Raw genomic sequence first — 23,378 nt, forward strand, 5'->3', positions numbered from 1 at the left:
AACTATGCATACAAAAGTGACACAAATCCTGCTTGCGCTTCTCTGCGTGAGCATACTGGCATCTGCCGTCTCGGCGGCGCCGACTACAGAGTTACGTATTGTAAAGATCGCAGCAGATGGAGAGACAATCCTTGCGGAGAAGACAGTTGACTATCGGTGGATGGAGGCAAACCTCCCGGTTCTCGGGGATGGGGTGACCCACTACTACCACCAAGGACCGGTCTTTGAGGGGGACAAATGGGACCCCGAAGAGACGACGAATTTCAAGGACAGGGGGGCCGTAAAAGGAACGGATGTCCGCGACCTCGCTGAACTGGTCGGCGGCGCCGAGCCCGGGGATGAGATCATGATCCGGGCGGCCGACGGCTACCATGTTGAGTTTGCCTACCAGAACGTCTACGAGCCCGACCCCCGCCAGGGCCCTATAGGGATCTGCTGGTATAACGGTGATGAGACAGAGGCAGGCGAGCGGCAGGGGCGTGGTTACGTCCCCGAATACTATATGGGGATGCGCCTCGTCTTCTTCGCCGACAACTCGACCAACTCGGAAGGTCTCCATGTCTATGGGAACTGGGACATGCATGAAACACTCCCAGAGTCAACACAGCACTTCTACGGCGACCTCTACCCCTCCACTGGAGGTCTCACCGTGAAATGGATCGATGAGATCCGGATCTACACCGGCGGATACCATGGCGAGCGAGGAGCACTTGCTGGCTCTCTCGACGGACCTGCAACGGAGGCGACTACGGAGCCGCTGAAAACCCCGATTTCCCTCATGATAACCCTCATTGCAGCCATAGGGGCGGCAGCGCTCCATGCCCGAAGAGGAGCGTGATCCCGGTGTGCCGGATCTACCCGGTCGTCGCGATGCTGATCGGTATCGTGGTCCTTGCCTCGGGATGCATCGGTGCAACGAGCGGCCCCGATGATGTGGCCTGGAACCTGACACTTGCCGGAGAGACAGAGAGTGTGCTTACGCTCACCGAACTCCGGCAGATGCCTGCTGTTGAGGGGTATGGTTACTCGGTCTCAACGGTCGGGATCAAGTACGGCCCAAACAGGTATCGTGGCGTGCTCCTCGCCGATCTCGTTGAGATGGTAGGAGGCGTGGGTGCAGACGACCTGATCTACGTCTCCGCAGAAGACGGTTACCTCTGGGTCTTTGATACCGCTCAGTTACAGGGCAAGGAGTTCTTCACCTTCAGTGAAGAACTCCGGGAGATTCCGTCACCACCGCTCCAGGTCATCCTGGCTTACGAGCAAGATGGGAAGCCTCTGGCCTATGAGGACGGTGGACCGCTCCGCCTCGTCGTCATCACCGAGACACACGACGTCATTACCGAAGGAAGCCCCTGGGTGAAGTGGGTCGACCGGATCGAGGTTCACAGGAAATGAGCCGTCCCGCGACACTTGTGATGATCGCGCTCGTCGTGCTTGCAGTATCGGCGGGCTGCACCGGGACCGACCCGGGACGTACCGTCCTCACGGTGGTCCCGGCCGGAAGCCTTCTTGTTCCGCTCGAGGAGATTGAGGCTGCTTTCGAGAGTCAGCATCCGGAGATCGATGTCCAGCTCGAAGGTCACGGGAGTATCCAGGCGATTCGGCAGGTAACGGATCTCGGGCGGAGTATCGATGTCGTCGCGGTCGCGGATGCCTCGCTCATCCCGGATATGATGTACATCCCGATGAGAGAGGGGGGTGAGAATTACACGGACTGGTACATCCCCTTCGCAAAGAACGAGATCGTGATCGCCTATACCGACCGGAGCACGGGTGCGGATGAGATCACGGCTGGTAACTGGTACCAGGTCCTGGCCCGCCCGGATGTGCGGGTCGGGTTCTCAAATCCCATGCTCGACGCCTGCGGCTACCGGGCGCTTATGGTGACAGCGCTTGCCGAGGAGCATTACGGTGAGCCGGGCCTCTTTGAGGCAATCATCGGTGGATCTTTTGACCCGCCGCTCAGGCCAACCCACACAGACGGCGTAACGATGATCACCCTGCCGGAGCGGATGAGGCCGGCAGATGAGAAACTCGCCATCCGGGACGGGAGTATCTACCTTCTCTCGCTTCTTGATGCTGGCGGGATTGACTATGCCTTCGAGTATCGGAGCGTAGCCGAAGAGCATGGTCTGCAATGGATCAACCTCCCTCCCGAGATCAACCTGGGCTCTGCAGAACACGCCGACGACTACCAGAGGGTGCATGTGACTCTCGGGTTTGAGCGGTTCCGTTCCATCGGGAGGGAACGCATCGGCCAACCAATCGTCTACGCCATCACCGTGCCCCGCAACGCACCCCACCCAGATGAAGCGCAGATGTTTGTGGACTTCGTTCTGGACGCATTCGGTGAAAAAAAGGCCGGATGGCCCGAGCCGGTGAGCGCGAAACCGAAGACTGCTACGGTGTACCATGCTACAGACTGACAAACCTTTTCCGCATCGCCCACCTATGTAGAGGTAGAGTATGCCCGGCGGAGCTGCTACAATACGTTATCAGACAGCCGCCGGGAGTACTGGATGCCGGATGCCGGGCAATAAACGAGAGATAGAGGTATTTCTCTCACATCTCTCAAATCAGCGAAAGATCGATGGGATACTATGTTCTGGAACAGAGCAATGGAGACAATCCGGCCTGATGAACTTGCAGACCTTCAACTCAAGCGGCTGAAATGGACGCTTCATCAGGCAGAAAAGGTTGGGTTATACCAGAGAAAATTCAAAGAAGCGGGCGTCTCTCCGGACGATATCAGGACACTCGACGACGTGGAGAAACTTCCCTTCACCTACAAAAAAGAGCTCCAGGCCGGATACCCGTTTGGCCTCTTTGCAGTCCCGATGAGGGAGATCATACGAATTCACACCACCTCCGGCACCACCGGAAAACCGACCGTCGTCGGTTACACCCGACAGGATCTGGAGAACTGGTCGGAGTTGATTGCGCGAAACATGACGATGATCGGTCTTGGAGAAGACGATGTCTTTCAGAACGCGGTCAACTACGGTCTCTTCACCGGGGGACTCGGGTTCCATTACGGAGCCGAGAAGATCGGGGCGACGGTGGTCCCAAGCGCAACAGGCAACACCCGGCGCCAGATCGAGATGATTGAGGACTTCGGGGTGACCGCGATCCACTGTACGCCAAGTTACGCCCTCCACCTCGCCGAGGTTGCCGAGTCGATGGGAAAGACACTGGATACTCTCAGGGTAGGGATATTCGGGGCCGAACCCTGGTCGGAGAGCATGCGCGCAGAACTCGAGCGGCGGCTCGGTGTGAAGGCCTATGACAGTTATGGGCTCTCGGAGATGTACGGGCCGGGAGTGGCATTCGAGTGTCCGGAGCACAACGGGCTCCATCTCTGGCATGACTGCTACCTTGCAGAGATCATCGATCCCAAGACTGGTGAGAGGCTCGCACCCGGTGAACGGGGTGAACTTGTCATCACCCCGCTCGTCAAGGAGGCCATGCCGCTCGTCCGTTACCGGACCGGCGACGTGACCCAGCTGATGGACGAGGAGTGCTCCTGCGGGCGCGGGCAGAAGATCGCCCGGCTCACCGGACGCAGCGACGATATGCTGGTCATCCGGGGAATCAATGTCTTCCCCTCTCAGATCGAGCACGTTCTGCGAGCCCTTCCCGAGGTTGGGGAACAGTACATGGTATATATCGACCGTGTCAAACATCTTGATGAGATGACGATCGAAGTCGAGATGAGCAGAGCATCTTTCTCCGGGGAACTGCAGGACCTCGCACGTATACAGAAAAAGATCGCCAGCGAACTCCACAACGCGCTCGGGCTTCGGACCGCGGTGAAACTGGTTGAGCCAGGATCGCTACCCCGGTTCGAAGGGAAGGCAAAGCGGGTCATTGACCGGCGGGGGGCACTCTGATGGTACTCTGGAACCCACGAATGGAGACGATGCCGCCCGATGAGTTGCGGCGGCTCCAGTTCAAACTCCTAAAAACCCTCGTGTACCGGCTCTACAGTTTCAACGAGTTCTACCGACGCCGGATGAAGGAGCAGCAGGTCCACCCCGACGATATCAGGACGCTTGAGGATATCACGAAACTCCCGTTCATGTACAAACAGGATCTGCGGGATAACTATCCGGACGGAATCTTCTCCGCCGACCGAAACGAACTCGTCCGCTACCACGTCTCCTCCGGAACGACAGGCAAACCCACAGTCGTCGGCTATACGGCACGCGACATCGAGAACTGGAGTGAGTCTCTGGCGCGCGCATTCTCCTCCTGCGGTCTTGGGCGGGGTGATGTGATCCAGGTGAGTTACGGCTACGGCCTCTTTACCGGCGGGCTCGGCGCCCACTACGGCGCTGAGCGCGTTGGTGCAACCGTCCTCCCCACAAGCGTCGGGAACACCGAACGGCAGATTGAGCTGATGCAGGACCTCCACGTCACCGCCATCGCCTGCACTCCATCGTATCTCCTTCACATCGGGGAGGTGGCAGAGAAGATGGGGGTCTCGATCAAGAACGACACCGACCTTCGCCTTGGTTTCCTCGGCGCTGAACCCTGGTCGGAGCAGATGCGAGTCCGGATAGAGGACTGGCTCGGGATCCGCGCCTACGATATCTACGGGACAAGCGAACTCTCCGGCCCGTTGTTCACCGAGTGTGCAGAGCAACAAGGAATCCATATATGGGGCGACCTAGCGTTCGTGGAGATTGTGGACCCCAAGACCAACGAGGTGCTTGAACCCGGAGAACAGGGCGAGGTGACCATCACCATGCTGCAGAAAGAGGCCCTTCCCATGGTCCGATATCGGATCGGGGATCTTGCCGCCATTGAGGACGGGATCTGCCCCTGCGGCCGGACGCATCCCCGCATCGGCCGGATACGGGGACGGGTGGATGATATGCTGATCGTCCGCGGCATCAACGTCTTCCCATCGCAGGTGGAGCATACGCTGCTTGAGATTCCCGACGTCGGCAAACACTTCCAGATCGTCGTCGACCGGAAGGGTGCGCTCGATACCATGCTCGTGCGGGTTGAGGTGAGCGAGGAGGCATTCTCTGATAAGATCACCGATCTTATGGTGATCAAGCGGAACGTGGAGCACCGCTTGCGGAGCTCCCTGAACGTGAGTGTGGATGTGGAACTGGTCGAACCGGGAACCCTTCCGCGGTTTGAAGGCAAGTCTAAGAAGGTCATTGACAGGAGGTCTTTGTAATGGAAGAGTCGTATATTGTCAAACAGATCTCAATCTTTTCTGAGAACCGCCCGGGGCGCCTCGCGGCGATCGCCAGTGCGCTGCGGGATGCGGAAATAAACATCTTCGCATTCAGCATCGCTGAAGCGAATGGATTCGGGGTCGTCCGCGCACTCGTTGATCGGCCGGATGACGCCTACAGGAGGCTGACCGATCTCGGGTTCCGGGTCACGTTCACCGATGTCATCGGTGTGAAGATGCGTGACGAGCCGGGTGGTCTCTCAGATATCGCGTCAATCCTCGGGGATGCAGGGATAAACATCGAGTATGCCTATGCATACTCAGGAAAAGATGGAGCGGTCCTGATCCTGCGGGTGGACCAGATTGAGGATGCCGTTCGCCAGATCCTCGACCACGGTGGAGAACTCCTCAAAGCATCCCTTTCACCATAATCCCGGGTTCAGGCCACCTAAACCCCTTCGTCACCCATCTTCACCTTTGAGGAACATATGGACCCTTCCCGCAACCCGCCGGATAGGGATGACAAATGCAAGGCCCATTCCAGGCCGGTCCAGCTCGGCAGCGGCCACGATCGCATCGAGTACCGCATCCGTTCGGTCGGCGGCGACAACCGTCAGAACGATCTCCTTCTCAGGCTCGATGGGAATCCCAAGAAGTGACCTAACCTCATGAATACCGGTCCCACGGCCGAGGAGAATGGTCGCTCCCTCAGCCCCGGCGCCACGGGCCGCCGCAAGCACCGGCTCGGACCAGCCCCGTTTTACAATCGTGATAATCAGTTCGTTATCGGACATATTACTCTTCACCTCGCGTTCCCCGGTAGAGGATACCAAGCGCCAGCACGGAGAGAATGGGTGCAAGCGCTATCAGCGCGATCAGCCCGAAACCGTCGATGACGGGGTTGCGTCCCTCGATCCCTGCAGCAACCCCAACAGCAAGGGAGAGGAGGAAGGTGACGGCCATCGGGCCGGTGGCGACACCCCCGGAGTCAAATGCAATCCCGGCAAACTCCGGATCTGTGAGAAAGAGAAGGATAATGACGAGGGAATAGCCGGGAATGAGAATGTAGAGTAGCGGGATGCCGTAGACGAGACGGGCCATACCGAGTGAGACGGAGATCGCAACCGCGAACGAGAGGGTATAGACGATCAGGGACTCTTTGATATAGCCGCTCGATGACTCTGCAACCTGGTAGCCGAGGACCCGGACAGCAGGCTCTGCGTAGGTAGCAACAAACCCCAGAAGGAACCCGAGCGGGATCAGAAGCCACAGGTGGCCGAACGCAGTGATGGCCTCCCCAATCTCGCGGCCTGCCGGAAGGAATGCGACATTGACACCCTGAAGGAAGAGGACCATTCCAAGAAATGCAACCAGGATCCCCCGCCCGAGGTTCATGACATAAACCCGTGGTAGTTTCAGGAGGACCACCTGAAATACCCCAAAGAAGATGAGCAGCGGAAGGAGTGCCTGAGCAACCTCAAGAAAGACCTGATCCATCCCCTCGAAGAGTTCCAGAATCATGAATAAACCATCCCCATCAGCATGACGCCGAGGATCGGACCAAGGGAAGCAAGCCCGACCAGCCCAAAACCGTCCGTGAGAGCCGAACGGCCGGCGAGAACCGAAGTGATGCCGGTCCCGAGCGCCAGGATGATCGGGATCGTCAAAAGTCCGGTCGTTATGCCGCCTGCATCAACCGCAACAGCCAGGAAGTCTGGAGATGTAAATGGTGCAAGGACGATGACGGCAGCATAACTGACGGCATAAAGGTAAGCAAGAGGAACTCCGAAGATGATTCTGAGGACACCTGCAGTGACTATGAAGCCAACACTGACTGCGATCACAAGGGTCAGGGGTCCGGACGGTATGCCACCCCCCGTGACGGTATCAAGCATCTCCCCAAGGACACGGATGTTCGGCTCGGCGACGGTCGTGAGAAACCCAAACAGGAACGTTCCAGCGATGATCAGCGCGAGTGAACCCCGGACAGAAAACTCGGAGCCGATCGCCTCACCTATGGGAAGAAGGCCCGCCTTCACACCGGAGAGAAAGAGGGCGATCCCGAGGACGACCATGACGCTCCCTAGCAGAAACAGAAGGAGATCTGGCGGCGTCGCACGGAGCACCACAATCTCAAGGACGACGATGATCAGGATGATGGGAAGAACCGCCTGGACAACCTCAACGATCGCCTCCCTGATGCCCTGCAACATGCCGCCGCTCCTCCCGGAAAACCGCCAGGGTTTCGAGTGATCGATAACTATGTCTTGCGTTCAGATAAAGACAGAGGGATCGTCGTCGGTCAGCGCCGTTTCTCCCACTTCAGGAGTTCCGCCACCTCCGAGAGCGTCCGACCACGCCGGATCTCCTCGCGGATCCGTTCTTCGGTCTTCTTCACCTCCATCGCCCGGCGAGCGACCTCGTAGGCCCGCTCCCGGGGAACGACCACGACACCGCTCTCGTCGGCGACGATCCAGTCGCCCGGCCGCACTACCTGGCCGCAGCAGACGATCTCGGTGTTGATCTCTCCAAGACCTTTGGGCTCGCCGGCGTTCGGGACGGTCGCCTTGGCAAAGACCGGGAACTTCATCTCGCGGATATCATCGACGTCCCGGACCGCCCCGTCGATCACGATGCCCGCGATACCCCGGTTCCGGGCCGAGTGAGTAGCCAGTTCTCCCCAGGGCGCAACATCCGTCCGTCCTTCGTTGCTGATAACGAGGACATCACCGGGCCCGGCAACATCTATCGCCTCAACGGGTTTTGCCCAGTCTCCAGCAAGAGTCCGAACCGTCACCGCCTGACCGACCGCTTTTACCCTCCCGCAGATCGAGATGAGATCCGCCATGGCTCCTTTCCGGTGCATGGCGTCGGTGACGTTCGGTGCGGAAACCCCCTCTAAGAGGCGACGGATGACGGCTTCCTGACTCTCTTCTTCACGCGGCCGGATCTCGGGCCGATCGATCGCGTTTCGGATGCGTTGCGCCGCCCCGGTGACGTCGGCGGCCTTGGTAATATTCCCGCCTACGATCACGATCGATGCCCCGGCAGCGACCGCTTCGGATGCGGTCTCTGCATCGAGCCCCCCGGCGACGGCGATCGGGATGCTCACCTCCCCGGCAAGGCGGCGGAGAAGGGCGAGTGACGACCTGCCGATCATCTGCTGATCGATGCCAACATGAGCGTTGATGTAATCGACACCGAGTTTAGCCAGTTCGTGGGACCGGGTGACCGGGTCGTCGACATTGATGAGGTCCGCCATGATCCGGACGCCATACTTGCGGGCCGAACGGACCGCTTCGGCGATCACGGTGTCATCGGCGTCGGCGAGGATGCAGATGATATCGGCACCGGACTTCGCCGCCATCTCCACTTCAACTGCCCCGGTATCGGCGATCTTCATATCAGCCACAATTTCATGCTCGGGGAAGCGTTCCCGGAGCACTCGCACGGCCTGCATGCCCTCGCTCTTGATCAGGGGTGTGCCTGCTTCAATCCAATCCGCACCGCCACGAACCGCTTCTTCTGCGATCTCTACCGCACGATCGAGCTCGAGGAGATCGAGCGCCACCTGGAGAGTTGGCGTTGCCATACAATACCTGTATGATAAAGATTGTATTTATCTGGTGCCGGCCCGGGGGAAACATATATGCATCGGGATGCTTGAGGTAGCCGGCGCCAATGACACCTCATGTCTCAAAGAGTTGAGAACCGGAATGGCTGTATCGATGGTGCGGATGTGATGACGGATGGTTGAAATCGGTTATAAACTGGCATGCGAGGAGCATGGTCCCCAGGATCTCGTCTGCAACGCCCGAATGGCGGAAGAGTCCGGGTTTACATTTGCCATGATATCAGATCACTACCACCCCTGGACAAACCGGCAGGGTGAGAGTCCGTTCGTCTGGGGAGTCCTCGGCGGCATCTCCCAGGTGACGGCAGACCTGCAGCTGATAACGGGAGTCACCTGCCCGACGATGCGAATACACCCCGGCATCATTGCGCAGGCTGCAGCTACTGCCGGGACCATGATGCCGGGACGGTTCATTCTCGGGCTTGGATCGGGCGAGAACCTCAACGAACACATCTTCAACAGTTACTGGCCTCCGGCGCGGGTCCGGATTGAGATGCTCGAGGAGGCGGTAGAAGTGATCAGGACGCTCTGGAAAGGGGGCATGCAGAGTTACTACGGCACCTTCTACACCCTGGAGAATGCGCAAATCTTCACCCTTCCCGAACAACTCCCCCCGATCTACATCGCATCCGAAGGCCCGATCAGCGCATCCATGGCCGCCCGGGTAGGGGACGGGTTCATCAACCCAGGGACAAATGCCGAAGAAACCCTCATTGTCTTTCGGGATTCCGGGGGCGCAGACAAACCGGCGTATATCGAGGTCTCGGTCTGCTGGGCGGAGACCGAGGAGGAAGGGCAGACAACAGCCTACGAGCAGTGGCCGATCCCTGCAAACACCGGAGAACTCAACAGGCTCCTCCCCACACCGGCCCATTACGAGCAGCTGGCAAAGATGGCGACACCGGAGGATGTCGCAAAGCATGTGGTCTGCGGTCCCGATGCGGAGGCGCACATCAAAAAGATCGAGGAGAAGATCCGGATGGGGTTCGACCACGTCTGCATCCACCAGATCGGGCACCAGCAGCGGGAGTTCATGGAGTTCTACAGAAACGAGGTTCTGCCGCATTTCCAGGAGTAGAAACAACTCATTTCACCCCACGCCCAACCATTCTTCCACGCACCGGAGCGCTATAGCGAAGGTGAGGAGCGAGGGAACCAGTACAGAAAACTGCCCCATCGTGACAACCAGCACCTTCAACCGATAAAAATCCGAAGTAGTGGACCGTGGCGATACTCTCGTGGATACCGTGCCATGAGATACGATTATACGATCCCATGTATCGGTGATCGACGCTCCTCCAGGAATGGAGTTTGAGCACCGACCGGGAAAACAGCAACCGGCCAAAACTGCAAAAGAGAGCATGTCAACGCGTGAACGCTGCTAGATGTAGGCTGTCCCTGCGCAAAGGCGTTCCCGGACGGCCTCAAAAAGAAGGACTACTGGTCGGCCGGCTCCTCCTCATCCGTCCGCACCTTGCAGATCCTCTCGACCGATGAGACAAAGACCCGACCATCTCCGGGCTTTCCGGTCCGGCCGTTTGCCCGGACGATCCCGAGGACCGTATCGACGTCGGCATCCCGGACCACCATCTCGATCTTCACCTTCGGGATGAGTTCGACCGGCACCGTCTTTCCCCGGAACCGGAGGGCGATGCCCTTCTGGGCTCCTCGCCCCATCACCTCGCTCACGGTCATTCCATAGATCCCGCTCGTTTCGAGTGCCGTTTTCACGGCATCAAACATCTCGGGCCTGATAACCGCAGTTACCATCTTCATCTGCACCACTCCATCATACACGGACAGACTCGCCGTGCTGGGCGATGTCCAGCCCGACGTACTCCTCTTCCTCGCTAACGCGCAGGCCCATCACCGCATCCACAGCCCTTGCAATGATATAGGTCACGCCGAATGAGTAAGCTACGACCACAGCAACATCCACGAACTGGATGAGGAACTGACCTGGGTTTCCGTAGAACAGGCCATCCACGCCCCCAACCGCGGCGACAGCAAATATCCCGGTCGCGAGAGCGCCAAAGATGCCCCCCATGCCGTGGATCGCCCAGGCATCCAGGCTCTCGTCAAGACCCAATCTGATCCGGAGGAGCAGGGCTCCGTAACAGACAAGGCCGGCGAGGGCACCGATCGGAATGGCAGCCATGGGGCTGACGAATCCGGCCGCCGGGGTGATGGCGACGAGGCCCGCAATTGCGCCGCTGATCATCCCAACCGATCCAGGTCTCCCGCGGACCCAGGCGGCGCAGAGCCAGGCGAGCGCTCCGGCAGAGGCAGCGATGTTTGTTACGACAAACGCGTTCGCCGCAAGGCCGTCCGCAGCAAGAGCGCTTCCGGCGTTGAACCCGAACCATCCAAACCAGAGGAGGGCCCCGCCGAGGAGGACCATCGGGATGTTGTTCGGCTCCATGCCATGCGAACCGAACCCGAGACGCTTCCCGATGACGAGGGCGAGCGCAAGCGCCGCAAAGCCCGAACTGATATGAACGACCGTGCCGCCAGCAAAGTCGAGCGCACCGAGCTCGGCAGCCCATCCACCGCCCCAAGCCCAGTGGGCGAGCGGGTCGTAGACCAGCGTCGTCCAGAGCAGGCCGAAGACGACGAACGAACTCATCTTTATCCGCTCCGCAACCCCGGATGTCACGATTGCAAGCGTGAGGCCCGCAAAGACCATCTGGAAGGCCATAAAGAGCAGGTCCGGGATCCCATCGCCATCCATCCCGACACCCTGCAGGAAGACGTACTCAAGGCCTCCGATCACCCCATGAACGTCGGTGCCGAAGGCGAGGCTGTAGCCGCAGATGACCCACTGGATGCTGACGAGGGCAAGTGCGATGAATGCCAGTGCGAGCATGGAGATGAAATTCTTCCGGCGCACGAGCCCGCCATAGAAGAGTCCCACTCCTGGCGTCATCAGCATGACCAGTGCCGTACAGATCAGAATAAACGCCGTATCGCCGGAGTCAATCATACCCCGACCCCCAGCTCACCATAACGTGTTCTCGCCACATATCAGAAGGAAGTTTCCTTCCATGTATTATAAATATTTCTGTTACGCGACACCCCAGGGGAGAACTGATACCCCCGGCGATCAAAGATCATACACTGACGATGAGCACAATCCAGGGTCCCTCGGGCGTCCGCCAAATCTGTTCCAGCTTGCGGTCGGCAAAGACGCGGATGGAACTCGCAGAAGTCCTCTACCAGGCAGTCTCGCAGTACTCGCTTCTGGATCTCCAGGAGATGCGCAAACGGGTGGAGCGGGATCTTAAGGGCGTCCCTGCAGGATACCGGCAGCGCCTCTACCCATGGATCATGGAGCAGATCTTTGCGACGCACCACAGGCTCATCTCAACAGTCCGCCAGGGCAAGCGAGGCATACCAGACGGACCAATCTCCAGTGAGTTTCAGGACTTCTGCAACATGGTCGAGAAGACGTGCCTTGCCAGCAATACGGAGGAGCAGCACTTCGAACTCCTCTACTTCCTCCTTGCCGCCTTCAACCTCTTCGTCCTCGACCGCCCCGCCCATCCGGTGGGCACCCCATTTCCCGGCGGACTCAAGGTAGAGGTAAAGAACGGGGAGTACCTCTGTCCCGTTCGAGAGAGGGCCAACGATGTCGGGAATGCCCTCTGTCCGTACTGTCCGGCGAAGCAGAGTGATCTTTAAGGGTATAAAAAGAGATTTTGAATATCCCGCGATTTATACGCGGTCACTCTTCCTCCTCGTAGCGCTCGAAGAACGTGACCTCATCAAGGATCTTCTTCTGCTTGATCTGGACTTCCTCGGGGTACCCTGCAGGCACGAGAGAGACAAGCGTATATTCGTCCGGGACATTGAGAAGGGTTCTGACGTCTTCAGCATACTCTTTCTTCTCCCCCGCAACCCAGCAGGACCCAACCCCCCATGACTGGAGCGCGAGGATGAGCTGCATCGTCGCCGCACAGCAGTCTTCAAGGTAGTATTTTGCATCCTTCTTCCCGAAGATGGCAAAGCAGACAGGCGCATCGGCGATGAATCTTGCGTTCTCGGCGAGATTCGCGATCGCCTGAAGGGTCTCGCGATTCCGGATGGCCCCAAAGAGCCAGGGCTGCTCGTTCCTTGCGGTCGGTGCAAGGCGTGCACAGTCGAGCGCATCTTTGAGGATCTTCTCCTCGATAGGGGTGTCCTTGTACTTCCGCACGCTGTGCCGACTCCGTATCACGGTGACAGCAAGATTAACCGTTCCACCAATCGGACTCATGAAACGATGGTGGGCCCTCCAGGCCTAAATACCTTGGGGAAAGGGAAGCAGAGGTAGTCCAGATCGGGACCCGACCCTAAAAGAGGTCCTGTATCATCTGCAGCATGTTCGTAAAACCGTCGGTGACGACCACGGTTGGATCGACCCCTAGGAACGGGAAGATGAAGAGGAAATAGGCAACAGTCCCGAGTGTGCTCCCGACGTTCGCAAGAGCTGCAACCAGCACCACCCTAAAGAGCGGGATCCTCCGCATCTCGGAGAAGGTCTCCGCCACGATGATCCGTTTCAAATCTCCGATGGCAGGCTTTCGCATCTTTGCCTCAACATAGGCTGCAAACCACCCGGCCGCAAGCAGGGGGTTGAGCGACGTCATCCAGGAGACGGCGAACGCCGTAGCCGCCGAGAGAGGATGTCCACCGGCAAGCAGCGTGAACGCGGCGCTCAAGATACCATTGATCAGAACCCAGTAGACGAGAGCGGCCAGCAGAACATCGAGCCCCACACCGGAGAAGGCTATCGCAGCGATCAGGAGGAGGAAGAGGACTGTGACGCCCGCTCCAAAGATCTTCGCCCACGGCAGACCCTTCACCTCACCCGTCAGGGACTGGAGCGGCGGCAGCGTCTCCGGTGCGTCAAGGTAACGCTGCACCCCCTGGATGTGTCCGGCACCGACGACTGCAAGCACCCTCTCGTACTGGGTCCCGAGCATCAAGATCTGGTGAGCAAGATAGGCATCCCGCTCATCGATGAGAGCCTGTGCACCCTTTGGGGAGAACTTCCGGAACTCCTCCATCGCGGCACTCACCACATCCTGGTTCGTGAGCTCATCCACATCAAGTTCCTGGCCCTCAACCCCCACCAGCGAGTAGAGCAGAGCACCGATGAGTTTGGTCTTCTCCCAGATCCCCATCTTTCCCCAGAACCGGGCAAGCGTGATCCGAATATCCCGGTCTATAAGTCCCACAGATATCTGATGCGCCTGGGCCTCCTCGATAGCGGCCAGCATCTCAGAGCCGGGTTTAACACCAGTCTCGGCGCCGATCCGTTGCTGGATGAAGGTAAGCACCCACTGGACGAGGAGCTGCCCGAAGTTCCCGCCCTTTAGGATATCTGTGACCGAAGGTTCGGCCACCTCCTGAGTGAGCGCTATGTATCGGCCCCGGTCGAGTTCTACGCCGACGATGTCGGGCTGGAACTCCTCGATAGCCGACCGGACTTCATCAATGCTCTTCTGTGAGACGTGCGCCGTCCCGACAAGGCGAATCTCAGCCATTGAGCACCTTCATGCCTTCACTATCGATCACGGCGCGCTTTCCCGGCGGTACCACTGCCCTCTGATAGGCAGCGCGCAGGCCGATCTCCTCTGCGGTCTCAGCGGCCTGCCTCCTGCAGAGGTCGGCCGCTGCAACATGCGCATCGTGGAGAGAGAGTGGTGTGCCAAGGCCAGGGCATTCCGAGACCAAAAGGTCGTCGTCGACCAGCATAAAAGGGTACGTGCGGCAGATCCAGGGGCGGTGAGGATAGATTGAGCATCTGCCGTCCCGAAGAAAGATACATGCATCCTCATTGCGCCGGATGCACCAGGCAAGGGTATATTGGCCGCCAGATTCAGACTCGATAAAGTCCGGATAGGGCTCGGCAACCTCATCCCAGGACATCTTCGTTGCCGCCATGATCTTTCTAACCTCAGCAGGGCTCACCAGCACGAGGTTCGAGTCCTCGGCGACCCGCCGACAGCAGGCACCACACCCCAGGCAACGAAACCCGACGGACCTGATCCGGTTCGCAACATCATCTATTCCAAGCATATTCGGTTGAAATTCTCAAAGAGAAGCCGTCCATTGACAGTATGACTGACCTCCGGATGCCATTGGACACCATAGAGACGCTCATTGGGAGAGGCCATCGCCTCCACACTGCAGATCTCCGATTCTGCAAGCCGGACGAACCCTTCCGGAACGACCGAGACCTCATCTGCGTGGGATGCCCATACCTGCATCCTGTCCGGGTAACCCTCCAGGAGAGGGTTTCGCTCGAGAATATCGACCTCGACCGCACCGAACCCTCCTCTAGCACCCCGGCGGACCATGCCTCCCCGGGCCGTCGCCATGATGTGCAACCCAAGACAGATACCAAGAACCGGAATACCGAGATCCAGGTATTTAGGGGCGACGCCGATGCGCTCAAGAGTTGGACCGCCGCCAAGGATGACCCCCCGGCACCCCCGGGCGACCTCGGTCGGGGGCGTCTCGTTCGAGATCATCTTGGTCTCAATACCCATGTCACGAAGCGTTCGGAGGATCAGGTGGTTGAACTGTCCGTAATTATTAACCACATAGAGTGGAAGCATTGTTTATAGGTGGATTTAAAAAGGTATAGTCCTTCCTCAGGCATACTGCCTGACAAAATCATAGACTTTTTGAGTGATCTCCTCGGGTTTGTGACCCATAAGATAGGCGAGCATCAGGGCACCTCCAGCACCCGTACCTTCTTTGACCTCGCCGATGCAGTAGCGAGCGAGCCCGGGATGTCCAATATCGCCGAAGTTCGGGTCGACGAAGTACGCGGTAGCGCCGACATCGGCGACCGAACGAACAAATCCCGCGGAGGGGTCGTCCCTGACATAGACCGTTGTTGCAAGGCGCGGCACCCTTTTATGGAGCCCTTTTAAGATAGCCGCGACGGCAAGCATCTGGGTCCCGCCGGCAAAGAAGATCTCTCCGGTGTACGTGCTTGCGATTCCCGCCGCCACCGGCATCATGGGGTCGCCCGTAGCACGGAGAATATCCAGCGGCTCGTGGACCCCGGCGGCCTCGATGCGGGCAAGCGCCTCCCTGCAGATAGAATCCTTCAGGCCGAGAGGGTTCTCGGCAAAGGCGCTGCTGACCGAGGCATTGTAGCCGAGCGCCCGCAGGACGCAGAGAGCAGTGGTGGTGCCGCCGGGGACACACTCGCCAAGCATCAAAAAGTCGCTGTACTGCGAAAGGAGCCTCCCGATCATCTCACCCCGCTCATAGAGTTGCGCTGCCTGCGGCACAGCATCCTCTTTCCGGGGGTCGCCGCCCGGGCTCCCGTAAACGTCCAGGCAGGGGACGGTTGGAGGATGGACAAGCCCTGCATTGATGAAGATTGGAGCAAGGCCCGTCAGCTCCACCATTGACCGGGTGATGCTCGCCGGCGTCGGGCACCCGGTAGGAGTGTTCGGCCTGGCCGAGACGCTCGTGATCGCGCCGGTCGTGACGAGTTCCGCGTCCAGGTTCGGTGTGAGCAGGGTCTTTTCGGGGGTCGGCCCGGCACCGGATATGCCGGGGATGGTGGAGAGCAGAGTATTGCCGAGGATAAGCGCCATCATCGGGCGCTTGGGCCTGAACTGTGGATCATTTGAGAGAAATGGACGAGACATCAGTACAATGTGAGGGGGGCGGGGTAGTAGAGGTTGCTGTCAGGAAGATACTGGAAGATACGGGGGCGGGTGTTACAGGTCCGGGGCGCGCATCGACCACGAGGTTTGTCACAGGGCTTTCCCGGGCAGCTGCAGCATCTTTCGGCTTCAGGTCTCGCCTGTTATCCCGAACTCGATACTCGGTGCTTCAATTCATTGGTGAACACCGGTACCCGCACCTTGCGGTGCTCATACACCTCCCTTTTTGGCTGGAGTTACTCTAAAAACCATAAGGGATCTCCAAACTCTGCTCTTCGCATCGCCAGTGCCACACGCTTGCCCCGCCCGCGCGTCGACGATCTTCGGCCATCTCTTGGGCCTCGCCAATACAAACGCCAAAATACCTCACATCGCCAATACTTGAGCAATGTTTGAAATAGAGCGCAGGCTGGAAGAGAGAGGCATCAAAAGAGATGATATCGTCGCCACGGCGATGGAACTCTACGTTCCCCACGGGGTTGGAGCAGATGAGGCCGTGCGCAGGCTCGATGAAAAGATCCGAAAGGCTCTGGACGACCCGAACATTTCATCCCTCCTCCTCGGCGCCATACTGCTTGAGGACGAACTCTACGTAAAGCGGAAGAACTCAGAGATCGCCGACGATCCGGTCTTTTTGCTCTCGGACGAGATCATCGGCATGGCCATCGCCGAGGTGATCGGGGGGACCTACGCACGATTCGAGTTCACCCGTTACGATCAGAAGAAACCGGGCATCTTAAAGGAACTCGGGCCCTTCCTCGACGACGCCATAGCCGGACTGATCGCAGGCTGCACATCGCGTCTCTACAGTGAGTCAATGTGAAATCCGTTCTAGCCCTCCTGCAGTTCTGCACATCGCTCCCCCTCGGGAGACCAGTCGAGTTTGAGCACTTCGCCCGCCGCTCTTACCTCTACCCGCTCGCGGGCTATGTCATCGGTGGGATTGCGGCCGGCATCGTATACTGGATAGCATCTCCTACGGTGGCTGCCACCGTAGCTCTCGCGGCAGTACTCATACTCTCCGGGTGCAACCACTTCGACGGCCTGCTGGACTTTGGTGACGGACTTATGGCACACGGGAGCCGGGAGAAAAGGGTCGCGGCCATGACCGACCGGACCACGGGGGCCGGCGCCGTTGCGGCGGGGATCATCGTCACGCTTCTTGCGTACTCAGGGCTCCAGAGCGTGGCGAATCTCCCGGCAGCCATCCTCGTCGCTGAGGTCTGCGCGAAGGTCGCAATGTCGTACCTGACCACCCTCGGCGTGCCGTTCCGGGAGGGGATCCACTCCTACCTCCATGGATATGCAAAACCCTGGTTCCTGATCCCGGCAACCGTTCTTGCGCTACCGCTCTTCCTGTTGCCATTGCCCCGGCTAGGGATCGCACTTGCTCTCGCAGGCACGGGTATCATCGCCGCACTCATGCTTGCCCTCTCCCGCCGGCTCTTTGGCGGTGTCAACGGCGACGTTGTCGGGGCTACAAACGAGATTGTCAGGGCGGGAACAATCCTCCTCCTTGCTCTCATGTAATCACCTTTTTTATGCTGGCGACCGTTACTACTTTAGGATGATGCAAGATCAGGCCCTCTACTCCCGGGGAGGAGTCATCACTGAACGGAACGCAGACTATGCGACGGTACGGGTACGGATCCCGGCAGGCGTTCTCTCTGCAACCCAGATCAAGCAGTTAGCAAAGATCAGTGAGAAGTTCGGGGACGGCTCACTCCATCTGACCATGCGCCAGACAGTGGAGATCCCGCATATAAACCCCGAGAACCTTCCAAAGGTCGCCAAAGCACTCGAGAAGAATGGGACACCCATCGGGGCGGAGTATAACGAGGTGGTGAATATCATGGCGTGCCCGGGGACGGAGCGGTGCAAGTACGCCAACTGCGAGACGATAGATCTCGCGCGGAAGATTGATCAGCGGGTCTTTGGGAAAGAACTCCCCATACGGCTTCGCATCGCCATATCCGGCTGTACCCGTATGTGCAACAGCCCGCTCCTGAACGATATCGGGATCATCGGCCGGATCCGGCCATTGCGCATACCCGGACTCTGCACAGGATGCGGAACCTGCGTAGAGTACTGCAAAGAATGCGCTATATCCCTGAAGAATGGCATCTCCGTCCTTGACGAGAACAAATGCGTTCAGTGCGGCATCTGCATCCACTCCTGTCCCTACCACCTTCTGAAGTCGGAGTATGATCACTATCAGATCACAGTCGGCGGACGGCGTGGAGCATCCCCGCGCGCTGGGCAGGAACTCGTCACAGTTGAGACCGAGGATGAGGTCGTCGAGGTGGTTGATAAGATCGTCTACTGGGTCTACCGCAGCGCATGGAGTGACCGGTTCCTCGCGGATCAGATGGATGAGATAGGGTTTGAGAAGTTTGCAGAGGAGATCAGGAGAGAGTTCGGGCCAAAGGAAGAGAAAACTGAGGATTAAGAGGAGCTCAATAGCCCAAAACATTCAGCCGGACCGGGCAGGTGGATCCTGGCGGATATCAGTCGACCCGGCCCGGCGACACACATCCCCAATCTAAAAGCGGTACATCGAGCGGAACCCCTCACCAGCGTCATCCTCACACTCGATTGCGCTGCCGTCACGGACGAGGGTATTAAACATGACCGCAGCGTTTAACAGATTTTCGTCCAGGCTTCCACCCTGCCGGACACCAAAGAGCGCCTGGCGCTGCGGCGTCGGGATCACCCGCTTGCCGACCCGGACACCTGCACAGTGTCGACAGTAACCGCAGTAAGAGTAAACTGAAACTTCACGATCTGCGCACGCGACCGTCACCCGGTCCTTCGCATCGTCACGGTGAAATTCAAGTGTCTTCATGATATGAAGAACGTAGATTCCAGGAGGATAAGATTCTGTCGATTAACTGGAGTTTTGGGGGAGTGCATATTCACCAAGCACATAGAAATGCTTTATATTGAGAACGTCCTACGTATAAGTTACTCGCATAAGCAGGCTGTTCGTGCTGACAGGCCTATCTGAGTGGAGGAAACAATTTATGGCAGCTGAAAAGCCCCACATGAATTTAGCAGTAATTGGACACATCGACCACGGAAAGTCTACTACCGTCGGTCGGTTGCTCTTTGAGACTGGAGCCGTACCGACCCATATCATCGAGTCGTACAGGAAGGAGGCCGAAGCCAAGGGTAAGGGCTCGTTTGAGTTCGCCTGGGTTATGGACAGCCTCAAGGAAGAGCGTGAACGTGGTATCACCATCGATATCGCGCACAAGCGGTTCGATACCGACAAGTTCTACTTCACCGTCGTGGACTGTCCCGGCCACCGGGACTTCGTCAAGAACATGATCACGGGTGCATCCCAGGCAGATGCCGCGCTGCTGGTCGTCGCCGCACCAGACGGTGTGATGGAGCAGACCAAGGAGCACGTCTTCCTCTCTCGTACCCTCGGCATCACCCAGCTGATCGTCGGTATCAACAAGATGGATGTCGTCAAGTACGACGAGAAGCGCTACAACGAGGTCAAGGAGCAGCTCTCCCAGTTGCTCAAGGTAGTCGGATACAAGCCTGATGAGATCAGCTTCATCCCGATGAGCTCGTTTGTCGGCGACAACATCGCAAAACTCAGCGGGAACACCCCCTGGTACAAGGGCCCGACGGTCCTCGATGCGCTGAATGCACTCAAGGAGCCGGAGAAACCCGTTAATCTGCCCCTGCGGCTTCCCATTCAGGACGTCTACTCGATCTCCGGTATCGGGACTGTGCCCGTCGGCCGTGTCGAGACCGGTGTCATGAAGAAGGGAATGAAGGTCAGCTTCATGCCCGCAAACAAGGAGGGTGAGGTTAAGTCCATCGAGATGCACCACGAGGAGATCCCGCAGGCGCTTCCAGGCGACAACGTCGGGTTCAACGTCAGGGGTATCGGCAAGGGCGATATCCGCCGTGGTGACGTCTGTGGTCCTGCCGACGTGCCTCCAACCGTTGCAGAGGAATTCGTCGCACAGATTGTTGTGCTCCACCACCCCAGCGCAATAACCGCCGGCTACACCCCGGTCTTCCACTGCCACACCGCCCAGATCGCATGCTCCTTCGTCGAGCTCCAGAAGAAACTTGACCCGCGCACCGGCCAGACCAAGGAGGAGAACCCAACGTTCCTCAAGACCGGCGATGCGGCTATCGTCAAGATTCGGCCAACCCAGCCCATGGTCATCGAGAAGGTCAAGGAGATCCCGCAGCTTGGGCGGTTCGCTATCCGGGATATGGGCTCAACCATTGCAGCAGGCATGTGTATCAACATCACGCCCAAGCAGATGAGATAAGAAAGTACCTACAATTTTTTTGGTGGTGAAGATGCAGAAGGCCAGAATACGTCTTTCCGGAACTGATTTCAAAGAAATTGAGATGGTCTGCGATAGGATCAAAGAGATAGCAGAGCGTACCGGCGTCAATCTGGCTGGTCCGATTCCGCTGCCCACGAAGAAACTCGTGGTGCCCACCAGGAAAAGCCCTGATGGCGAAGGTACTGCAACCTGGGACCGCTGGCAGATGCGGGTGCACAAGAGGCTCATCGATATCGATGCAGATGAACGCGCACTCCGTCAGTTGATGCGTATTCAGGTTCCAAAAGATATCGGCATCGAAATTGTGCTGGAGAGTTGAGGTGGGAGCGGCGTGAAGGCCGCCGTGTTCACGACACGGTTCCGTGAACGACTCTCATTCGAGGGGGTTTTTCTCCTCATACTTCTGGCCACAATTGCCCTGCGCTTTTTATTTTTAGATCTAAAACTCTTCCACCACGACGAGGCTATCCACGCGTGGTTCTCATATCGGCTCCTGACCGAAGGGGTCTACATGTACGACCCCATGTATCACGGGCCGTTCCTTTACTATGTGACGGCCGGGTTCTTCTCACTCCTCGGGGACTCCGACATTGTGGGCCGGTTCTTCCCGGCACTGCTCGGTACGTTGCTTGTCCTGCTGGTCTACCCGATCTATAAACTTGGGTATCTCGATAAGAAACAGACCCTGGTAGCGGCGCTCTTCCTTGCCGTATCACCAAATATGGTCTATTTCTCACGATTTCTCCGAAACGACATCTTCATCGCATTCTTCACGATGGTGCTCCTCGTCGCCCTTCTCTACTACTTTGAGCGGCGACAGATGCGATATGCGCTGATTGCCGGAGCGGCGATTGGTTTTGGGATGTCCGCAAAGGAGAACATGCCGATCATCATCCTGATCTTTGGGGTGTACCTCCTCTATCTGATCTGGACAAGAAAGGTACAGCTCCCTACCCACTGGATCAGGGATCTCGTGCTCGGCGTCCTCGTTGCGTTCGGGATCATGGTGGCCTTCTATTCATCGTTCGGCGCCCACCCGGAGCTGGCTCTGACCTGGTGGATCCAGGCTATCGATCACTGGATGGCAATGCACCAGATGCAGCGCCTCGGAGGACCACCGTACTTCTATATCCTGCTCTTTGTACTCTATGAGATACCGATCCTGATCCTTGCCGTAGTAGGGATCCTGCAGTTCATCGATATTCGCGGCATCATCTTCCGATGGAGAGAGCAAAGGATGGGCCGTGCGGGAACCCCGGAGATAGGAGATGGTGCGGAGGACCGTGAGGAAGTGCCCCCAACGGTAGAACCTCTCCCTGTCGAGCAAAGATTGGGCTTCAAAGATCACCTCCGCGAGATACTCTCAGGTACCGGGAAGATTCAGCCCGTCGACCGACAGAGGGAGTTCGCACGTTTTGCTATATTCTGGATGTTCCTCTCACTTGCGGCCTATGCCTACATCGGCGAGAAGGTGCCGTGGCTGATCCTCCACCAGCTCCTGCCCATGATCTTCGTTGCGGTCTATGCGATGACCACAAGGAAGGCAGTCATCGCCGCCGTCGCCAGCATCTTCCTGATCGGCATGACGCTCCATGTGGCATTCACCCCGGCAGACATCAACGAACCCATCGTGCAGGTGCAGAACTCCGAAGAGCTGCGGGAGGTCTTTGCCAAGATCGATGCTGCAGACCGGGTAGCGATCGCGACCGACAACTATTGGCCGCTGCCCTGGTACTATCGGGGCGAGAATGCCTCGAAGCTCAGTTACTATAGCCAGAAGGTGAGCGAACCGACGATATATAGTGGAGACTTCGACGTGGTGATCACCCGCGACGACGACACCTACCCGGCTCTCGAGGGCTACACAAAAGAGGCCTACCGGTTGAACTACTGGTTCTCCTACGAGGAGAACAAAGACAGGCTGCTTGAGTATTACTTCCTGCGGAACGGAAACGTGGGTAACCGGATTATAGAAGTATTCACGAAAGCTCCGGCCGGAACGACGGCCTGAATACCTTTTGAGCCATCGGTCTGGGACTGCGGATTCAGTAACCGGGACCCGCCGCCCCGTCACCGTTTGACGGTGGTAGGCCCCCATTTTTAGGTATGACAACAGCTGGACTTGCGCAGACCCATACAAGGCCCGTGCTCAACGACTGTCCGAAGGGCGGGAAGCACCTGGAACCTGCAGTCAGAGTATCACCTTATTACCTATCGAGACCCCACCCGCTCCAACGAGCCATCGCGCTTCGGACTGCAGTCCATCTATTGTTGAAATATACCCCCGAATACCTCAGTACGCGAGTTGCCACAGTTCACTGTACCGGACTCGCCAATAGCATGCTTATGAGCGCAAAGATTAGCAGGAAATTGAGTATAGAAAGCGCGAAGACAGGAGTTTAAAGAGTTCCGACCTTTTAAGATAGGGATGAACACCAGAATCGAAACAACGGCGTTTCAATGGGTTAAAAAATGAGAGTTTACCGATGATTATCCAAGTTCATCCCAGCGGGTCTTCCTACGGTAGAGAACGACTCCCACGATACCCAGGA

At 58.0% G+C, this 23,378-nt stretch carries 26 protein-coding genes; 14 read left to right on the forward strand and 12 right to left on the reverse strand.

Translation table 11 applies throughout. The features are described 5' to 3' along the window. The first annotated feature begins 4 nt into the window (after positions 1-4). The 6 genes from ACI94_RS09725 to ACI94_RS09750 all read left to right on the forward strand — a co-directional run bounded on the left by ACI94_RS09725 (position 5) and on the right by ACI94_RS09750 (position 5,625). The gene (locus ACI94_RS09725; protein ID WP_066955437.1) at positions 5-838 is read left to right on the forward strand and encodes an argininosuccinate synthase; all 834 of its coding nucleotides are present in this window, start codon (positions 5-7) and stop codon (positions 836-838) included. Further along, positions 835-1,398, forward strand: coding sequence for a molybdopterin-dependent oxidoreductase (locus ACI94_RS09730; protein WP_066954867.1), 564 nt, complete (start codon positions 835-837; stop codon positions 1,396-1,398). Before ACI94_RS09725 ends, ACI94_RS09730 begins: the two co-directional genes overlap by 4 nt. Beyond that, positions 1,395-2,429 (forward strand): tungstate ABC transporter substrate-binding protein WtpA, encoded by a 1,035-nt coding sequence (wtpA, locus tag ACI94_RS09735; RefSeq protein ID WP_066954864.1) that lies wholly within the window; start codon positions 1,395-1,397, stop codon positions 2,427-2,429. Before ACI94_RS09730 ends, wtpA begins: the two co-directional genes overlap by 4 nt. Before the next feature lie 174 nt (positions 2,430-2,603). Then, positions 2,604-3,893: a phenylacetate--CoA ligase family protein gene (locus ACI94_RS09740; protein WP_066954861.1), complete on the forward strand. Its 1,290-nt coding sequence runs from the start codon at positions 2,604-2,606 to the stop codon at positions 3,891-3,893. Continuing rightward, positions 3,893-5,194 carry a phenylacetate--CoA ligase family protein gene (locus ACI94_RS09745; RefSeq protein WP_066954858.1) on the forward strand — a complete coding sequence of 434 codons (1,302 nt, stop codon included), beginning with the start codon at positions 3,893-3,895 and terminating at the stop codon, positions 5,192-5,194. Before ACI94_RS09740 ends, ACI94_RS09745 begins: the two co-directional genes overlap by 1 nt. Further along, entirely contained in the window at positions 5,194-5,625 is a 432-nt protein-coding gene (locus tag ACI94_RS09750; protein WP_066954855.1) for an ACT domain-containing protein, read from the forward strand. The genes ACI94_RS09745 and ACI94_RS09750 overlap by 1 nt, the downstream gene beginning before the upstream one ends. 30 nt (positions 5,626-5,655) lie before the next feature. Here the strand turns inward: ACI94_RS09750 and ACI94_RS09755 are convergent, their stop codons facing one another. The 4 genes from ACI94_RS09755 to hxlA form a co-directional block, all read right to left on the reverse strand. Beyond that, positions 5,656-5,988, reverse strand: coding sequence for a P-II family nitrogen regulator (locus ACI94_RS09755; RefSeq protein WP_066954854.1), 333 nt, complete (start codon positions 5,986-5,988; stop codon positions 5,656-5,658). A 1-nt stretch (position 5,989) separates the two neighbouring features. Beyond that, complete coding sequence (locus ACI94_RS09760) at positions 5,990-6,715, reverse strand: DUF1538 domain-containing protein (protein ID WP_286681376.1); 726 nt, start codon at positions 6,713-6,715, stop codon at positions 5,990-5,992. Then, positions 6,712-7,407, reverse strand: a complete 696-nt coding sequence (locus tag ACI94_RS09765; RefSeq protein WP_273259029.1) for a DUF1538 domain-containing protein — start codon at positions 7,405-7,407, stop codon at positions 6,712-6,714. The genes ACI94_RS09760 and ACI94_RS09765 overlap by 4 nt, the downstream gene beginning before the upstream one ends. 89 nt (positions 7,408-7,496) lie before the next feature. Continuing rightward, a complete protein-coding gene (gene hxlA / locus ACI94_RS09770; RefSeq protein ID WP_066954845.1) occupies positions 7,497-8,786 on the reverse strand; it encodes a 3-hexulose-6-phosphate synthase in 1,290 nt (429 codons plus the stop codon). Positions 8,787-8,943: 157 nt separating this feature from the next. On the opposite strand from hxlA, the gene ACI94_RS09775 reads away from it, so the two are divergent. Next, entirely contained in the window at positions 8,944-9,906 is a 963-nt protein-coding gene (locus ACI94_RS09775) for a TIGR03557 family F420-dependent LLM class oxidoreductase (protein ID WP_066954842.1), read from the forward strand. Positions 9,907-10,265: 359 nt separating this feature from the next. On the opposite strand, the gene ACI94_RS09780 is transcribed toward ACI94_RS09775, so the two are convergent. Both ACI94_RS09780 and ACI94_RS09785 read right to left on the reverse strand, forming a co-directional pair. Continuing rightward, a complete protein-coding gene (locus tag ACI94_RS09780; protein ID WP_066954839.1) occupies positions 10,266-10,604 on the reverse strand; it encodes a P-II family nitrogen regulator in 339 nt (112 codons plus the stop codon). A gap of 13 nt (positions 10,605-10,617) precedes the next feature. Then, complete coding sequence (locus tag ACI94_RS09785) at positions 10,618-11,811, reverse strand: ammonium transporter (protein ID WP_066954837.1); 1,194 nt, start codon at positions 11,809-11,811, stop codon at positions 10,618-10,620. A 209-nt stretch (positions 11,812-12,020) separates the two neighbouring features. Here ACI94_RS09785 and ACI94_RS09790 point away from each other — a divergent pair, with 209 nt between their 5' ends. Further along, complete coding sequence (locus ACI94_RS09790; protein ID WP_224732750.1) at positions 12,021-12,509, forward strand: DUF2115 domain-containing protein; 489 nt, start codon at positions 12,021-12,023, stop codon at positions 12,507-12,509. A 43-nt stretch (positions 12,510-12,552) separates the two neighbouring features. Here the strand turns inward: ACI94_RS09790 and ACI94_RS09795 are convergent, their stop codons facing one another. The 5 genes from ACI94_RS09795 to cobT form a co-directional block, all read right to left on the reverse strand. Beyond that, complete coding sequence (locus ACI94_RS09795; protein WP_066954832.1) at positions 12,553-13,083, reverse strand: nitroreductase family protein; 531 nt, start codon at positions 13,081-13,083, stop codon at positions 12,553-12,555. Positions 13,084-13,159: 76 nt separating this feature from the next. Beyond that, entirely contained in the window at positions 13,160-14,356 is a 1,197-nt protein-coding gene (locus ACI94_RS09800; RefSeq protein WP_066954829.1) for a TraB/GumN family protein, read from the reverse strand. After that, on the reverse strand, positions 14,349-14,891 hold the full coding sequence (locus ACI94_RS09805) for a YkgJ family cysteine cluster protein (protein ID WP_066954826.1): 543 nt from the start codon (positions 14,889-14,891) through the stop codon (positions 14,349-14,351). The genes ACI94_RS09800 and ACI94_RS09805 overlap by 8 nt, the downstream gene beginning before the upstream one ends. Continuing rightward, positions 14,879-15,433: a GMP synthase subunit A gene (locus ACI94_RS09810; RefSeq protein WP_066954823.1), complete on the reverse strand. Its 555-nt coding sequence runs from the start codon at positions 15,431-15,433 to the stop codon at positions 14,879-14,881. The genes ACI94_RS09805 and ACI94_RS09810 overlap by 13 nt, the downstream gene beginning before the upstream one ends. A 36-nt stretch (positions 15,434-15,469) precedes the next feature. Continuing rightward, entirely contained in the window at positions 15,470-16,486 is a 1,017-nt protein-coding gene (gene cobT / locus ACI94_RS09815) for a nicotinate mononucleotide-dependent phosphoribosyltransferase CobT (protein ID WP_066954821.1), read from the reverse strand. 406 nt (positions 16,487-16,892) lie between these two features. Between cobT and ACI94_RS09820 the strand changes: the two genes are divergently transcribed. Genes ACI94_RS09820 through ACI94_RS09830 form a run of 3 tightly spaced genes read left to right on the forward strand, consistent with a single transcriptional unit; the run spans position 16,893 to position 18,953 of the window. Continuing rightward, complete coding sequence (locus ACI94_RS09820; protein ID WP_066954817.1) at positions 16,893-17,327, forward strand: phosphatidylglycerophosphatase A; 435 nt, start codon at positions 16,893-16,895, stop codon at positions 17,325-17,327. Next, positions 17,324-18,034: an adenosylcobinamide-GDP ribazoletransferase gene (gene cobS / locus ACI94_RS09825; protein WP_066954815.1), complete on the forward strand. Its 711-nt coding sequence runs from the start codon at positions 17,324-17,326 to the stop codon at positions 18,032-18,034. Before ACI94_RS09820 ends, cobS begins: the two co-directional genes overlap by 4 nt. 40 nt (positions 18,035-18,074) lie before the next feature. Further along, positions 18,075-18,953 (forward strand): 4Fe-4S binding protein, encoded by an 879-nt coding sequence (locus ACI94_RS09830; RefSeq protein WP_083524739.1) that lies wholly within the window; start codon positions 18,075-18,077, stop codon positions 18,951-18,953. Positions 18,954-19,046: 93 nt separating this feature from the next. Here ACI94_RS09830 and ACI94_RS09835 read toward each other — a convergent pair whose 3' ends face one another. Further along, positions 19,047-19,349 carry a hypothetical protein gene (locus ACI94_RS09835; RefSeq protein WP_066954809.1) on the reverse strand — a complete coding sequence of 101 codons (303 nt, stop codon included), beginning with the start codon at positions 19,347-19,349 and terminating at the stop codon, positions 19,047-19,049. Positions 19,350-19,527: 178 nt separating this feature from the next. On the opposite strand from ACI94_RS09835, the gene tuf reads away from it, so the two are divergent. From tuf to ACI94_RS09850, 3 genes are read left to right on the forward strand one after another with little or no spacing between them, the layout of a single operon-like run. Next, positions 19,528-20,805, forward strand: coding sequence for a translation elongation factor EF-1 subunit alpha (gene tuf, locus ACI94_RS09840; protein ID WP_286681377.1), 1,278 nt, complete (start codon positions 19,528-19,530; stop codon positions 20,803-20,805). A 31-nt stretch (positions 20,806-20,836) separates the two neighbouring features. Further along, a complete protein-coding gene (rpsJ, locus tag ACI94_RS09845) occupies positions 20,837-21,145 on the forward strand; it encodes a 30S ribosomal protein S10 (RefSeq protein ID WP_066954803.1) in 309 nt (102 codons plus the stop codon). 12 nt (positions 21,146-21,157) lie between these two features. Next, positions 21,158-22,837 (forward strand): flippase activity-associated protein Agl23, encoded by a 1,680-nt coding sequence (locus ACI94_RS09850; RefSeq protein WP_066954800.1) that lies wholly within the window; start codon positions 21,158-21,160, stop codon positions 22,835-22,837. Positions 22,838-23,378: the final 541 nt, after the last annotated feature.

Source organism: Methanoculleus sp. DTU007 (assembly GCF_001512385.1).
GTDB lineage: Archaea > Halobacteriota > Methanomicrobia > Methanomicrobiales > Methanoculleaceae > Methanoculleus > Methanoculleus thermophilus.

What these genes read in the sequence shown, in the direction of transcription:
- ACI94_RS09725 (WP_066955437.1), top strand. Translation starts at nt 5, where the DNA reads ATGCATACAAAAGTGACACAAATCCTGCTTGCGCTTCTCTGCGTGAGC.
- wtpA (WP_066954864.1), top strand. Translation starts at nt 1,395, where the DNA reads ATGAGCCGTCCCGCGACACTTGTGATGATCGCGCTCGTCGTGCTTGCA.
- ACI94_RS09740 (WP_066954861.1), top strand. Translation starts at nt 2,604, where the DNA reads ATGTTCTGGAACAGAGCAATGGAGACAATCCGGCCTGATGAACTTGCA.
- ACI94_RS09745 (WP_066954858.1), top strand. Translation starts at nt 3,893, where the DNA reads ATGGTACTCTGGAACCCACGAATGGAGACGATGCCGCCCGATGAGTTG.
- ACI94_RS09750 (WP_066954855.1), top strand. Translation starts at nt 5,194, where the DNA reads ATGGAAGAGTCGTATATTGTCAAACAGATCTCAATCTTTTCTGAGAAC.
- ACI94_RS09755 (WP_066954854.1), bottom strand. Translation starts at nt 5,988, where the DNA reads ATGTCCGATAACGAACTGATTATCACGATTGTAAAACGGGGCTGGTCC.
- ACI94_RS09760 (WP_286681376.1), bottom strand. Translation starts at nt 6,715, where the DNA reads ATGATTCTGGAACTCTTCGAGGGGATGGATCAGGTCTTTCTTGAGGTT.
- ACI94_RS09765 (WP_273259029.1), bottom strand. Translation starts at nt 7,407, where the DNA reads ATGTTGCAGGGCATCAGGGAGGCGATCGTTGAGGTTGTCCAGGCGGTT.
- hxlA (WP_066954845.1), bottom strand. Translation starts at nt 8,786, where the DNA reads ATGGCAACGCCAACTCTCCAGGTGGCGCTCGATCTCCTCGAGCTCGAT.
- ACI94_RS09775 (WP_066954842.1), top strand. Translation starts at nt 8,944, where the DNA reads ATGGTTGAAATCGGTTATAAACTGGCATGCGAGGAGCATGGTCCCCAG.
- ACI94_RS09780 (WP_066954839.1), bottom strand. Translation starts at nt 10,604, where the DNA reads ATGAAGATGGTAACTGCGGTTATCAGGCCCGAGATGTTTGATGCCGTG.
- ACI94_RS09785 (WP_066954837.1), bottom strand. Translation starts at nt 11,811, where the DNA reads ATGATTGACTCCGGCGATACGGCGTTTATTCTGATCTGTACGGCACTG.
- ACI94_RS09790 (WP_224732750.1), top strand. Translation starts at nt 12,021, where the DNA reads ATGGAACTCGCAGAAGTCCTCTACCAGGCAGTCTCGCAGTACTCGCTT.
- ACI94_RS09795 (WP_066954832.1), bottom strand. Translation starts at nt 13,083, where the DNA reads ATGAGTCCGATTGGTGGAACGGTTAATCTTGCTGTCACCGTGATACGG.
- ACI94_RS09800 (WP_066954829.1), bottom strand. Translation starts at nt 14,356, where the DNA reads ATGGCTGAGATTCGCCTTGTCGGGACGGCGCACGTCTCACAGAAGAGC.
- ACI94_RS09805 (WP_066954826.1), bottom strand. Translation starts at nt 14,891, where the DNA reads ATGCTTGGAATAGATGATGTTGCGAACCGGATCAGGTCCGTCGGGTTT.
- ACI94_RS09810 (WP_066954823.1), bottom strand. Translation starts at nt 15,433, where the DNA reads ATGCTTCCACTCTATGTGGTTAATAATTACGGACAGTTCAACCACCTG.
- cobT (WP_066954821.1), bottom strand. Translation starts at nt 16,486, where the DNA reads ATGTCTCGTCCATTTCTCTCAAATGATCCACAGTTCAGGCCCAAGCGC.
- ACI94_RS09820 (WP_066954817.1), top strand. Translation starts at nt 16,893, where the DNA reads ATGTTTGAAATAGAGCGCAGGCTGGAAGAGAGAGGCATCAAAAGAGAT.
- ACI94_RS09830 (WP_083524739.1), top strand. Translation starts at nt 18,075, where the DNA reads ATGCAAGATCAGGCCCTCTACTCCCGGGGAGGAGTCATCACTGAACGG.
- ACI94_RS09835 (WP_066954809.1), bottom strand. Translation starts at nt 19,349, where the DNA reads ATGAAGACACTTGAATTTCACCGTGACGATGCGAAGGACCGGGTGACG.
- tuf (WP_286681377.1), top strand. Translation starts at nt 19,528, where the DNA reads ATGGCAGCTGAAAAGCCCCACATGAATTTAGCAGTAATTGGACACATC.
- rpsJ (WP_066954803.1), top strand. Translation starts at nt 20,837, where the DNA reads ATGCAGAAGGCCAGAATACGTCTTTCCGGAACTGATTTCAAAGAAATT.